This window comes from Mycobacterium sp. OAE908 (assembly GCF_017872775.1).
In the GTDB taxonomy this organism is placed as follows: domain Bacteria; phylum Actinomycetota; class Actinomycetes; order Mycobacteriales; family Mycobacteriaceae; genus Mycobacterium.
Map to the genome: position 1 here is coordinate 2634410 of NZ_JAGGJL010000001.1, position 12354 is coordinate 2646763.

Below are 12354 nucleotides of genomic sequence, written 5' to 3' on the forward strand. Positions count from 1 at the left end.
GCCGACATGAAACACTAGCTAGGCCCAAAGGCAACACACGATGACAGGACCAGAAGACAGCTACAGCAACACGCGACCGATCTCGGTTGCGGAGTTGCTGGCCAAGAACGGCACGATCGGTGCCCCGCCCGTCGGCGGCAGGCGCCGGCGCCGTCGTGGCAACAGCGATTCGGTCACAGTCGCGGAGCTGACGGGTGAAATCCCGATCGTTTCGGGGCATGACGTCGACGAGAACGAGACGACGCGGACCCTCCCGGCCGTGAAAGACGAGCCGATTTCGACGAACGGCGTCGACAGCCACGTCGACGAGGTCGAGCTCGAAGAACCGGAGGCAGAGGCCGAACCCGCGCAGGACGAGTACGACGACGACGCCGCGGACGACTATGCCGACGCCGTCGCCGAATACTCGACCCACATCGAACGGCGCGACACCGACGAAGACCTGGTGGATTTCTTCGCGCCGCCGCCGCGCCGCCCGCAGTACGCGCCCGGTCAGCGCCGCTTCGGCGTTGTCGGCGCCGAGCAGATGAGCCCGGATCCGGTCGACGAGGACGAGGAAGACCTGGTCCTGACCGACGAACCGGAGATCGAGGACGAGGACACCGAAGCCGCACTCGCCGAGGAAGTCGACGCCAAGGACGAGCTTCCGTCGTATCTGCGGGCCACGTCGGGCACGCTGTTCGGCGGTCAGACGGTCGCCGACGACCTGGCCCGCGGGTCGCGCCCGCGCCCCGAGGACATCGATCTCGAGGACGACGAGGACCTCGAAGGCGGCGAGGCTGCGTCCTCAAGCGGGATGTCGTCGGTCCTGCGCACTGCGTGGGTCGTCGGCCAGTGCATCATCGCGGTCGCCTTCGGCGCCGGTCTGTTCATCGCGTTCGACCAACTGTGGAAGTGGAACAACATCGTCGCCCTCGTGCTTTCGGTGCTGGTGATCCTCGGCCTCGTGGTGGGGGTCCGCGTGGTTCGCAAGACCGAGGACATCGGAAGCACGTTGATCGCGGTGGCGGTGGGCGCTCTGGTGACACTGGGACCGCTGGCTCTGCTTCAGTCCGGCTGAGGCGCCGACAGATACCGTGCGCCCCGCCATCAAGGTCGGTCTATCGACGGCCTCGGTTTATCCGCTGAGGACTGAGGCGGCTTTCGAGTACGCCGCAAAGCTCGGCTACGACGGCGTCGAGCTGATGGTGTGGGCGGAAACGGTCAGCCAAGACGTCGACGCCATAGAGGCGATGTCGAAGCGCTACGACATGCCGGTGCTGTCGGTGCATGCGCCGTGCCTGCTGATCTCGCAGCGGGTGTGGGGGGCCAACCCCATCCCGAAGCTCGAGCGCAGCGTGCGAGCGGCCGAACAGCTCGGCGCGCAGACCGTCGTCGTGCACCCGCCGTTCCGCTGGCAGCGCCGCTATGCCGAGGGCTTCTCCGAGCAGGTCGCAGAGCTCGAGGCGTCAAGCGACGTGTTGGTGGCCGTCGAGAACATGTTTCCGTTCCGGGCCGACCGGTTCTTCGGGGCGGGCCAGACGTCGATCGAGCGGATGCGTAAGCGGGGCGGCAGGCCGGGGCCGGGCATCTCGGCCTTCGCGCCCTCCTATGACCCGCTGGACGGCAACCACGCCCACTACACGCTGGACCTGTCCCACACCGCCACCGCAGGCACCGACGCGCTCGACATGGCCCGCCGGATGGGCGAGGGGCTGGTGCATCTGCACCTGTGCGACGGCAGCGGCGCGTCCACCGACGAGCACCTGGTGCCCGGACGCGGTACCCAGCCGACGGCGGAGGTCTGCCAGATGCTGGCCGACAGCGACTTTGCCGGGCATGTGATCCTCGAGGTGACCACATCGGGCGCACGCACCGCCACCGAACGCGAAGCGCTGCTGCGCGAATCGCTGGAGTTCGCCCGCAAGCACCTGCTTCGCTGACGCATCAAAGGAACCACATGCCGGGATCGACCCTGTTCACCGACGCCATGGCGCTGGCCCCGCTCGGGGACGGCCGCTACGACGGCGAGCTCAACGAGCACTGGACCATCGGTCCGAAGGTGCACGGCGGGGCGATGCTGGCGCTGTGCGCGAACGCGGCTCGCGCGGAACATGGCGGCGACGTGCAGCCGATCGCGATCTCGGGCAACTTTCTGTGGGCCCCTGATCCCGGCCCGATGCGGGTCGTCACGACCGTGCGCAAGCGCGGGCGTCGGGTCAGCCTGATCGACGTCGAGCTGAATCAGGGCGACCGCACGGCCGTGCGCGCGGCCGTCACCCTCGGCGACCCGGAACACCATGTGCCGCCGCTGTTGTCGGTCAACCCCGTCATTCCGCTGATGCAACCGGAGCCGCCGCCTGGCCTGGAGCCGATCGGGCCGGGTCACCCGATGGAAGACGTCGTGCATCTGGCGCACGGCTGCGACATCCGGCCGTCGCTGACCACGTTCACCCCGCGCACTGACGGCGGCCCGCCGATCATCGAGTACTGGGTGCGCCCGAAAGGCGTTGCGCCCGATGTGCTTTTCGCACTGCTGTGTGGCGATGTGTCAGCGCCGGTGACATTCGGAGTGAACCGGACGGGCTGGGCGCCGACGGTTCAGCTCACCGCTTATCTGCGGGCGCTGCCCGCCGACGGCTGGCTGCGGGTGTTGTGCACCACGGTGCAGATCGGCCAAGACTGGTTCGACGAGGACCACATCGTCGTCGACTGCGAAGGCCACATCGTGGTGCAGACCCGACAGCTGGCGATGGTGCCCACGCCCTAGTGCTCCTACGCGTCTGCAATGCTTGCGCGCATGGCCAGAATCGCGATCGTCGGCGGCGGAAGTATTGGCGAGGCACTGCTATCCGGGCTGCTGCGCTCCGGACGACAGGTCAAGGACCTGGTTGTCGCCGAGAAATTTCCCGAGCGCGCGAAATATCTGTCCGACACGTATTCGGTGTTGGTGACGACGGTCGCCGACGCGGTCGACACCGCCACCTATGTCGTCGTCGCGGTCAAGCCCGCCGATGTGGGCGCCGTCGTCAGTGAGATCGCCGACGCCGCGGCCAAGGCCGAAAGTGACACCGCCGAACAGGTTTTCGTGTCGGTCGTCGCCGGTGTGACGACCGAGTTCTACGAGAACAAGCTGCCCGCCGGATCGCCGGTCATCCGGGTGATGCCCAATGCGCCCGTCGTCGTCGGCGGGGGAGTCAGCGCGCTGGCTCGCGGCCGGTTCGCGACGGCAGACCACCTCAAGGAGGTGTCGTCGATCTTCGATGCGGTAGGCGGTGTGCTCACGGTGCCCGAATCGCAGCTCGACGCGGTCACCGCGGTCTCGGGTTCGGGGCCTGCGTACTTCTTCCTGATGGTCGAGGCGCTCGTGGACGCGGGCGTCGCGGTGGGCCTGACGCGGTCGGTGGCGACCGATCTGGTCGTGCAAACGATGGCAGGCTCGGCCGCGATGTTGCTGGAGCGCCTCGACGAGGCTCAGCCCGCAGGCGATGCCGCCATGGGCACCGCCATCGACACCACGCCCGCCCAATTGCGCGCCACCGTTACCTCGCCGGGGGGCACCACCGCCGCTGGTCTGCGCGAACTCGAGCGGGGCGGTTTGCGGGCGGCGGTCGGCGAGGCCGTCGAAGCCGCAAAAAGGCGCTCTGAGCAGCTCGGAATTACATCTGAGTAATTAATCAATTTCCAACCGATTAGCCCACACCCGTCGCAGTAACCCCATCCGCCACGCTATTCTCCCAGTGGTAAGCACGGGTTGGTGCCAGCGGTGGGGAAGCCGCTGGACTGCCCGTGCCTGATGGATTGGGTTGCGATGACGTCTATGAACGGGCCATCGGCGCGGGATTCGGCTAGTGGGAAGGCGCCGCGTGACGCCGGCCCCACCGACGGTCAGCCGCCACGTGCTCAATTTCTCACTGTCGCCGAGGTGGCGAGCCTGATGCGAGTCAGCAAGATGACGGTGTATCGGTTGGTGCACAACGGCGAATTGCCTGCCGTCCGCGTCGGGCGTTCGTTCCGGGTGCACGCCAAGGCTGTCCACGACATGTTGGAGAGCTCGTACTTCGACGCGGGCTGATTGTCCCGCGCGCAGGCGCTGTTTTTCGTTTACCTATGCATCTTCGGTAAGGTATGCGGGTCAAGAGGCTTTGAGAGCATAGGTACGGAGACTTCTGAGTTCATGGGTTCAGTCATCAAGAAGCGGCGCAAGCGCATGTCGAAAAAGAAGCACCGCAAGCTGCTTCGTCGCACCCGGGTGCAGCGCAGAAAACTCGGCAAGTAGCTTTCACGCTCGGCCGCTAGGCTGACCGAATGGATTCTGGGGGCGGATCAAACGGCGCGGATTCGCGGGACACCGTTGGCTATCCGAAGGTCGTCCTGGTCACGGGTGCGTGCCGGTTCCTCGGCGGGTACCTGACCGCTCGACTCGCGCAGAACCCGTTGGTCAACCACGTCATCGCGGTGGACGCGATCGCGCCGAGCAAGGACCTGCTGCGCCGAATGGGCCGCGCGGAGTTCGTCAGGGCCGACATCCGTAACCCGTTCATCGCCAAGGTGATCCGCAACGGCGACGTCGACACCGTCGTGCATGCCGCGGCGGCGTCCTACTCGCCCCGCTCGGGCGGACGGGCGACGCTCAAGGAACTCAACGTGATGGGCGCGATCCAGCTGTTCGCGGCCTGCCAGAAGGCCCCTTCCGTTCGCCGCGTCGTGCTCAAGTCGACGTCGGAGGTGTACGGCTCGAGTTCGCGCGACCCGGTGCTGTTCACCGAGAGCAGCAGCAGGCGCAGACCGCCGGGCGAGGGTTTCGCCCGCGACAGCATCGACATCGAGGGCTACGCCCGCGGCCTCGGCCGTCGTCGTCCCGACATCTCCGTGAGCATCCTGCGGCTGGCCAACATGATCGGGCCCGCGATGGACACAGCGCTGTCGCGGTATCTGGCCGGTCCGGTGGTGCCAACGGTGATCGGCCACGACGCACGACTGCAACTGCTGCACGAGCAGGACGCGCTCGGTGCGCTGGAGCGCGCGACGATGGCGGGCAAGTCGGGCACGTTCAACGTCGGCGCATCCGGCATCATCATGATGAGTCAGGCCATCCGCCGCTCGGGCCGCATTCCGCTGCCCGTTCCGCGTTCTGCGCTGTGGGCGGTGGATTCGCTGAGGCGCGCAACTCGCTACACTGAACTCGATCGAGAGCAGCTTGACTACCTCAGCTACGGCCGGGTGATGGACACGACGCGCATGCGAAATGACCTAGGCTACAGCCCGAAGTGGACAACCGCGGAAGCCTTTGACGATTACGTCCGGGGCCGCGGATTGACGCCGATCATCGATCCGCGATGGGTACGCTCAATGGAGAGTCGCGCCGTGTCGGCGGCGCAACGCTGGGGACGCTAGAGAAACAGTTTCAAATCGGGTGGGGAGAAGGTAACAACGTGGCGGGCGAGCCCAAAGCCAAAGTCATTCCGCTGCATTCTAATTCGAGCCGATCGTCGGCTGGGCGCCGCGCTGCTGCCGCGCGCGCTGAAGGGTCGCGCCGACATCCCTCACTGCTCACAGACTCCGGTGGGCGCGCTTCGGCCGAGCAGATCGCCGCGGTCGTCCGCGAAATCGACCAGCGGCGCGGCACCGTCTCGGGCAGCGCGCCCGTCGAAGAGACGCCGTCCGAACTCGCCAAGCGGATCGCCTCGATCGCCGAGTTCGTTCGCAAGCGGATGATGGGCGACTACACCGTCGACGAGTTCGGCTTCGACCCACACCTCAACGACGCAATCTTTTTGCCTTTGCTGCGCGTGCTCTTCAACTCGTGGTTCCGCGTTGAAGTCAGCGGGATTGAAAACCTGCCGCGCACGGGTGCGGCCCTCGTCGTCGCCAACCACGCAGGCGTGTTGCCGTTCGACGGATTGATGACCGCGGTGGCCGTGCACGACAAGCACCCCACCCACCGCGACCTGCGCCTGCTCGCCGCCGACATGGTGTTCGACATGCCGATGCTCGGTCAGGCCGCGCGCAAGGCGGGCCACACCATGGCGTGCACGCAAGACGCGCACCGACTGCTGGCGGCGGGCGAGCTGACCGCCGTCTTCCCCGAGGGGTACAAAGGTCTTGGCAAGCACTTCAAGGATCGCTACAAGCTGCAGCGGTTCGGCAGGGGTGGCTTCGTCGGGGCGGCGCTTCGGACCAAGGCGCCGATCGTGCCGTGCTCGATCGTCGGGTCCGAGGAGATCTACCCGATGATCGCCGACGTGAAGCTGCTGGCCCGGCTGTTCGGTTTGCCGTATTTCCCGGTCACGCCGCTGTTCCCGCTTGCGGGGCCGGTCGGCATGGTGCCGCTGCCTTCGAAGTGGCACATCCAGTTCGGCGAGCCGATCGAGACCGCCGACTACGACGAGTCTGCGGCCGAGGATCCGATGGTCACGTTCGAGCTGACCGACCAGGTCCGCGAGACCATTCAGCAGACGCTGTACCAACTGCTGGCAAACCGCCGCAACATGTTCCTCGGCTGAGGGGTTCTCGTTCGGTTCAGCTCTGTTTAGAGCTTTGCCCAGCAACCATTTTCGCGATCGCGGCGTCGCGGGCAGCTGCGATCTTCGCGCTGACTTCGTCGGCCTCGGTGTCAGACTGCGCCTCACCCATCACGGTGACGACGCTCGTCAGAACCGGGTCACCGTTTTCGTCGGTCACCTCGCCGCGGATCTCGGTGAGCACCGCGCCGTGCGACTCGGTCACCGAATCGAGGTAGGAGTCGAAGAACAGCTTGTCTCCCGCCAGGATCGGTCGGTGAAAGACGATCTTCTGGTCGCGGTGCAGCACCCGCTCCATGTTGATCGGCACGTCGAACTGATTGAAGAGCTCCAGCTGCACCCTGCGGCCGGCGACGGCCAGGAACGTCAGCGACGCGATCAGGGCGTCGTAGCCGCACTCTTTGGCGGCCTCCTCGCTGTAGTGCGCGGGATGGTCGTCCTTGACGGCGCGCGCGAACTCGCGGATCTTCTCCCGGTCCACCTCGAAGTAGTCGGGGTAGCGGAAGTGGGTTCCGATGATGTTGTCAGCGATGCCCATGCTGGCTTCGTCTTCCGTTCTAAGTGTTAGCGGCGCGAGCCTATCAGCGCCGGATCGCCGCCTCCGGCAGCGTGCTAGGCACCGTCCTGGCGACGGGAAACGATCGCTGCCAACGCGCCGCCGACCGCACCGAGCGCCAGTGCTGAAGGCACTCCGATCCTGGCAGCCTTGCGCGCAGTGCGGAAATCGCGGATCTCCCAGCCCCGCTCGCGCGCCAGATCGCGCAGGTCGGCGTCGGGGTTGATCGCGACGGCCGTGCCGACCAGAGACAGCATCGGCACGTCGTTGAAGCTGTCGGAGTAGGCCGTGCAGCGTTTGAGGTTGAGACCCTCGCGGATGGCCAGCGACCGCACGGCGTGCGCCTTGCCGCTGCCGTGCAGGATGTCGCCGACCAGCCGACCGGTGAACACCCCGTCGATCGATTCGGCGACGGTGCCGAGCGCGCCGGTCAGGCCCAACCGCCTTGCGATCGTGTCGGCCAACTCGTAGGGCGTTGCGGTGACCAGCCACACCTGCTGGCCCGCATCAAGGTGCATCTGTGCCAACGCGCGGGTGCCCGGCCAGATCTTGTCGGCGATGATCTCGTCGTAGATCTCCTCGCCGAGAGCAACCAACTCGGCGGTCGAGCGGCCCTCGATGAACGAAAGCGCCTTGGTCTTGCCGGCGGCCACGTCGTCGCTGTTCTCCCGGCCGAGAAGCTGAAACTTGGCCTGCGCGTAGATGAATCGGCCCATATCGCCGTAGGTGAAGTACTTGCGGGCGGCCAGCCCGCGGGCAAAGTGCACCAGCGAGGAGCCATGCACCAAGGTGTTGTCGACGTCGAAGAACGCCGCCGCGGTCAGGTCGGGCGGCGGCGGGGGAGGCGTGGTGGCAGCTTCGACCGCGAGATCGGTGACGGCCGCCTCGGCGCTCGCCTCACCGGCCACCTGCTGTTCCTTGGCCTCCAGGCTGGCCTCGACGTCGGTTCCCCCGCTTTCGGACACGGATCAACAGTAAGGCAGCGGGTAGTCATACTTGCGGGGTGAACGGGCGCGTGGAATTGCTCACACGGGATGGCTGCACGATCTGTACCGCGGCGGCCACGCGGTTGCGGCAACTGGCCGACGAGTTGGGCTTCGAATTGCGCATCACCGACGTCGACGTGGCTGCGGCGGCAGGGGATTCCGCGCTGCGTGCCGAATTCGGCGACCGGCTGCCCGTGGTGCTGCTGGACGGCGCCGAGCACAGTTACTGGGAGGTCGACGAACCCCGGCTGAGGGCTGATCTGGCGAGCCGATGAGACCTGAGCAAATTTGGTAGGCCAGCTGCTCAGCCATTACCTTGGATGACGTGGTGGACAAGCCGTGAGCGTGTTGCTTTTCGGGGTTTCGCACCGCAGCGCGCCGGTGTCGGTGCTCGAGCAACTCAGCACTGATGAAGCCGATCAGGCCAAGATCGTCGAGCAGGTGCTGCAATCCTCGCTCGTGACCGAAGCCATGGTGCTGTCCACCTGCAACCGCGTCGAGGTGTACGCCGTCGTCGAGGCGTTCCACGGTGGCCTCTCGGTGATCGGTTCGGTGCTCTCCGAGCACTCCGGAATGTCGCTCAACGACCTGACCAAATACGCCTACGTCCGGTACGCGGAAGCGGCCGTCGAGCATCTGTTCGCCGTGACCAGCGGTCTTGACTCCGCGGTGATCGGCGAAGCGCAGGTGCTGGGGCAGGTGCGCCGCGCCTATACCGCCGCCGAGGCCAACCACACCGTCGGCCGCACACTGCACGAGCTGGCCCAGCGCGCGCTTTCCGTCGGCAAGCGGGTGCATTCGGAGACCGGCATCGACGCGGCAGGCGCCTCCGTGGTGTCGGTGGCCCTTGGGTTGGCGGATAGCAAGCTGGACGGCTTGGCGGGCCGCTCGGCGGTCGTCGTCGGCGCCGGCGCGATGGGCGCGCTGGCCGCCAAGCAATTGGCCCGCGCGGGCGTCGAACGCATCCACATCGTCAACAGGACGCTGCCCCGCGCCAAGCGGCTGGCCGACAAGCTCCGCGAGCTCGACATCAGCGCCGACGCATTCCCGTTCGACCACCTGACCCCTGTGCTCACCGATGCCGACGTGGTCGTCAGCTGCACCGGCGCCGTGCGCCCGGTGGTTTCACTCGCCGACGTGCACCGGGGCCTGGCGCACGGGCAGGAGCCCAAGCAACTGGTGATCTGCGATCTCGGCATGCCGCGCAACGTCGATCCCGCCGTCGCGGGCCTGCCCGGCGTCTTCGTCGTCGACATGGACCGCATCCAGCGCGATCCGTCGGCCCGCGCCGCGGCTTCGGACGCCGACGCGGCCCGCGCAATCGTCGCCGCCGAGGTTGCCAGCTACCTGGCCGGACAGCGGATGGCCGAGGTCACCCCTACCGTGACGGCTCTTCGGCAGCGTGCGGCCGACGTGGTCGAGGCCGAGTTGCTGCGGCTGGACAACCGGCTGCCAGGGCTCGACGCCGCGCACCGTGACGAGGTCGCCAAAACCGTGCGCCGCGTCGTCGACAAGCTGCTGCACGCGCCGACCGTGCGGGTCAAGCAGTTGGCCAGCGCGCCTGGCGGCGACAGCTACGCCGAGGCGCTGCGCGAGCTGTTCGAACTCGACCAGCAGGCAGTCGATGCCGTCGCCGGGCCCGAATTACCTTTGGTCACAAGAGATCTCGACAAGACCGAGTAGCGCTTGAGCACTAGGCACGAAGTAATCCGGATAGGCACCCGGGGCAGCCTGTTGGCCAAGACCCAGGCCGGTGCCATCAAAGACGCGCTGGCCGCCAAAGGGCATGCCGCCGAGCTGGTCATCATCTCCACCGAAGGCGACCGGTCCACCGGTCCGATCGTCGACATCGGCATCGGCGTGTTCACCGCGGCACTGCGCGAGGCCATCGACGAGCGTCAGGTCGACATGGCCGTGCACTCCTACAAGGATTTGCCGACGGCGCCCGACCCCCGGTTCGTGATCGCCGCGATACCCCCACGCGAGGACGCCAGGGACGCCCTGGTGGCCCGTGACGGGATGGTGCTCGGAGAGTTGCCCGTCGGCTCCGTGATCGGCACGTCGAGCCCGCGCCGGGCCGCGCAGCTTAGAGCATTGGGTCTCGGTTTGGAAATCCGCCCCCTACGAGGCAACCTTGATACCAGGTTGAACAGGGTAAGCAATGGTGATCTCGACGGCATCGTGGTCGCACGGGCGGGACTGGCCCGCATCGGGCGGCTGGCAGATGTCACCGAGACTCTCGAGCCGGTGCAGATGTTGCCAGCGCCGGCTCAAGGTGCGCTCGCGGTCGAGTGCCGCGCAGACGACACCGAGCTCGCCGCGCTGCTGGCGGAGTTGGACGACGCCGACACGCGCGCCGCGGTCACCGCTGAACGAGTCCTGCTCGCCGAACTGGAGGCGGGTTGTTCCGCACCGGTGGGGGCGATCGCCGAGGTGGTCGAGTCCATCGATGAGGACGGTCGCGTCTTCGAAGAGCTGTCGCTGCGCGGCTGCGTGGCGACGCTGGACGGATCCGACGTGATCCGTGCGTCCGGCATCGGGACACCCGATCGGGCACGAGAGCTGGGGCTCTCGGTGGCCGCGGAATTGTTCGAGCTGGGGGCGCGCGATCTGTTGGCCGAGGCTGGGAGAGAGAAATGACTGGGCACTCGGGCCGAGGGCGTAAGACAAAGCCCGGCCGCATCACCTTCGTCGGCTCCGGGCCGGGCGATCCCGGGCTGCTGACGACACGGGCGCGAACAGTGCTCGCCAACGCTGCGCTGGTCTTCACCGATCCTGACGTGCCAGAAGCTGTGCTCGCCATTGCGGGTTCTGAGCTGCCGCCGCCGTCGGGACCCGAGCCGGCCCAAGCGCCGAAAGCGGCCGATACCGATGCCGACGCGCCGGCTGATACGCCTGCGATCCCCGGCGGCCCCGACATCCGGCCCGCGCTGGGTGACCCTGCCGAGGTCGCCAAGACACTGGCCACCGAAGCCCGCACCGGCGTGGACGTGGTCCGTCTGGTCGCGGGTGACCCGCTGTCGGTAGACGCGGTGATCACCGAGGTGACCGCGCTGGCCAAGACGCACCTGGACTTCGAAATCGTTCCGGGACTGCCCGACACCACCGCGGTGCCGACGTATGCGGGGCTGCCGCTTGGGTCGGCGCACACCGTCGCCGATGTCCGTGGTGACGTGGACTGGGCGGCGCTGGCCGCCGCGCCGGGCCCACTTATCTTGCACGCCACCGCATCTCACCTTCCTGATGCGGCGCGCACGCTTATCGAGCACGGGCTGGTCGACACCACGCCGACCGTCGTGACCGCCAATGGCACGACGTGCCAACAGCGTTCGGTCGAGACAACTCTCGCGGGCCTGCTCGACAAGGCAGTGCTGGACAGGCCTGCGGGCAGCGAGCTTGCCGGTCCGTTGGCCGGCCCGCTGGTGGCGACCATCGGTAAAACCGTCGCCAACCGCGCGAAGCTCAACTGGTGGGAGAGTCGCGCCCTGTACGGCTGGACCGTGCTGGTGCCGCGCACCAAGGACCAGGCGGGCGAGATGAGCGAAAAGCTGGTCGGGCACGGTGCATTGCCTGTCGAGGTGCCGACCATCGCGGTCGAGCCGCCGCGCAGCCCCGCGCAGATGGAGCGCGCGGTCAAGGGTCTGGTCGACGGCCGGTTCCAGTGGGTGGTGTTCACCTCCACCAACGCGGTGCGTGCGGTGTGGGAGAAGTTCAACGAGTTCGGCCTTGACGCGCGTGCGTTCTCGGGGGTGAAGATCGCGTGCGTCGGACAGGCCACGGCCGACCGGGTGCGCGCCTTCGGCATCAACCCGGAGCTGGTGCCCTCGGGCGAGCAGTCGTCGCTGGGCTTACTTGATGAGTTCCCGCCCTACGACGACGTTTTCGATCCCGTGAACCGGGTGCTGTTGCCGCGGGCGGACATCGCAACCGAGACGCTGGCCGAGGGGCTGCGTGAACGTGGCTGGGAGATCGAGGACGTCACGGCCTATCGCACTGTGCGCGCGGCGCCGCCGCCCGCGTCGACCCGCGAAATGATCAAGACCGGTGGTTTCGACGCGGTCTGCTTCACGTCGAGTTCGACGGTGCGAAACCTGGTCGGTATCGCAGGCAAGCCGCATGCGCGCACCATCGTCGCCTGCATCGGTCCGAAAACCGCTGAGACAGCAGCGGAATTCGGCCTGCGCGTCGATGTGCAGCCCGAAGTCGCCGCGGTCGGTCCGCTGGTCGATGCGCTGGCCGAGCACGCCGCGCGGCTGCGCGCCGAGGGTGCGCTGCCGCCGCCGCGCAAGAAGAGCCGCCGGCGGTAAAC

At 67.3% G+C, this 12354-nt stretch carries 14 protein-coding genes; 12 read left to right on the forward strand and 2 right to left on the reverse strand.

What is annotated here, in order from left to right; genetic code table 11:
• The first annotated feature begins 40 nt into the window (after positions 1–40).
• The 8 genes from J3E61_RS12895 (at position 41) to J3E61_RS12930 (ending at position 6485) form a co-directional block, all read left to right on the forward strand.
• On the forward strand, positions 41–1060 hold the full coding sequence (locus tag J3E61_RS12895; RefSeq protein ID WP_210083808.1) for a hypothetical protein: 1020 nt from the start codon (positions 41–43) through the stop codon (positions 1058–1060).
• A 16-nt stretch (positions 1061–1076) separates the two neighbouring features.
• Positions 1077–1922 carry a TIM barrel protein gene (locus J3E61_RS12900; protein ID WP_192725506.1) on the forward strand — a complete coding sequence of 282 codons (846 nt, stop codon included), beginning with the start codon at positions 1077–1079 and terminating at the stop codon, positions 1920–1922.
• Positions 1923–1939: 17 nt separating this feature from the next.
• A complete protein-coding gene (locus J3E61_RS12905) occupies positions 1940–2749 on the forward strand; it encodes a thioesterase family protein (RefSeq protein WP_210083809.1) in 810 nt (269 codons plus the stop codon).
• A 30-nt stretch (positions 2750–2779) separates the two neighbouring features.
• The gene (locus J3E61_RS12910; protein ID WP_192725504.1) at positions 2780–3652 is read left to right on the forward strand and encodes a pyrroline-5-carboxylate reductase; all 873 of its coding nucleotides are present in this window, start codon (positions 2780–2782) and stop codon (positions 3650–3652) included.
• 138 nt (positions 3653–3790) lie between these two features.
• Positions 3791–4054, forward strand: coding sequence for an excisionase family DNA-binding protein (locus tag J3E61_RS12915; RefSeq protein ID WP_192725936.1), 264 nt, complete (start codon positions 3791–3793; stop codon positions 4052–4054).
• A 102-nt stretch (positions 4055–4156) separates the two neighbouring features.
• A complete protein-coding gene (locus J3E61_RS12920; protein WP_003402602.1) occupies positions 4157–4258 on the forward strand; it encodes an AURKAIP1/COX24 domain-containing protein in 102 nt (33 codons plus the stop codon).
• Between the two features lie 29 nt (positions 4259–4287).
• Entirely contained in the window at positions 4288–5376 is a 1089-nt protein-coding gene (locus J3E61_RS12925; protein WP_210083810.1) for an SDR family oxidoreductase, read from the forward strand.
• A gap of 14 nt (positions 5377–5390) precedes the next feature.
• The gene (locus J3E61_RS12930; protein WP_210085534.1) at positions 5391–6485 is read left to right on the forward strand and encodes an acyltransferase family protein; all 1095 of its coding nucleotides are present in this window, start codon (positions 5391–5393) and stop codon (positions 6483–6485) included.
• 16 nt (positions 6486–6501) lie between these two features.
• Here J3E61_RS12930 and J3E61_RS12935 read toward each other — a convergent pair whose 3' ends face one another.
• Together J3E61_RS12935 and J3E61_RS12940 are read right to left on the reverse strand one after the other, a co-directional pair.
• On the reverse strand, positions 6502–7041 hold the full coding sequence (locus J3E61_RS12935; RefSeq protein WP_192725502.1) for a MaoC family dehydratase N-terminal domain-containing protein: 540 nt from the start codon (positions 7039–7041) through the stop codon (positions 6502–6504).
• Positions 7042–7115: 74 nt separating this feature from the next.
• A complete protein-coding gene (locus J3E61_RS12940) occupies positions 7116–8024 on the reverse strand; it encodes an HAD-IB family hydrolase (RefSeq protein ID WP_192725501.1) in 909 nt (302 codons plus the stop codon).
• Positions 8025–8062: 38 nt separating this feature from the next.
• Here J3E61_RS12940 and J3E61_RS12945 point away from each other — a divergent pair, with 38 nt between their 5' ends.
• The 4 genes from J3E61_RS12945 (at position 8063) to J3E61_RS12960 (ending at position 12352) form a co-directional block, all read left to right on the forward strand.
• Positions 8063–8320: a glutaredoxin family protein gene (locus J3E61_RS12945; protein WP_210083811.1), complete on the forward strand. Its 258-nt coding sequence runs from the start codon at positions 8063–8065 to the stop codon at positions 8318–8320.
• A gap of 64 nt (positions 8321–8384) precedes the next feature.
• Positions 8385–9728: a glutamyl-tRNA reductase gene (locus J3E61_RS12950; RefSeq protein ID WP_192725499.1), complete on the forward strand. Its 1344-nt coding sequence runs from the start codon at positions 8385–8387 to the stop codon at positions 9726–9728.
• A 3-nt stretch (positions 9729–9731) separates the two neighbouring features.
• Positions 9732–10685, forward strand: coding sequence for a hydroxymethylbilane synthase (gene hemC / locus J3E61_RS12955; protein WP_210083812.1), 954 nt, complete (start codon positions 9732–9734; stop codon positions 10683–10685).
• Positions 10682–12352 (forward strand): bifunctional uroporphyrinogen-III C-methyltransferase/uroporphyrinogen-III synthase, encoded by a 1671-nt coding sequence (locus J3E61_RS12960; protein ID WP_210083813.1) that lies wholly within the window; start codon positions 10682–10684, stop codon positions 12350–12352. Before hemC ends, J3E61_RS12960 begins: the two co-directional genes overlap by 4 nt.
• The last annotated feature ends 2 nt before the right edge of the window (positions 12353–12354 follow it).

What these genes read in the sequence shown, in the direction of transcription:
- J3E61_RS12895 (WP_210083808.1), top strand. Translation starts at nt 41, where the DNA reads ATGACAGGACCAGAAGACAGCTACAGCAACACGCGACCGATCTCGGTT.
- J3E61_RS12905 (WP_210083809.1), top strand. Translation starts at nt 1,940, where the DNA reads ATGCCGGGATCGACCCTGTTCACCGACGCCATGGCGCTGGCCCCGCTC.
- J3E61_RS12910 (WP_192725504.1), top strand. Translation starts at nt 2,780, where the DNA reads ATGGCCAGAATCGCGATCGTCGGCGGCGGAAGTATTGGCGAGGCACTG.
- J3E61_RS12915 (WP_192725936.1), top strand. Translation starts at nt 3,791, where the DNA reads ATGACGTCTATGAACGGGCCATCGGCGCGGGATTCGGCTAGTGGGAAG.
- J3E61_RS12920 (WP_003402602.1), top strand. Translation starts at nt 4,157, where the DNA reads ATGGGTTCAGTCATCAAGAAGCGGCGCAAGCGCATGTCGAAAAAGAAG.
- J3E61_RS12925 (WP_210083810.1), top strand. Translation starts at nt 4,288, where the DNA reads ATGGATTCTGGGGGCGGATCAAACGGCGCGGATTCGCGGGACACCGTT.
- J3E61_RS12935 (WP_192725502.1), bottom strand. Translation starts at nt 7,041, where the DNA reads ATGGGCATCGCTGACAACATCATCGGAACCCACTTCCGCTACCCCGAC.
- J3E61_RS12960 (WP_210083813.1), top strand. Translation starts at nt 10,682, where the DNA reads ATGACTGGGCACTCGGGCCGAGGGCGTAAGACAAAGCCCGGCCGCATC.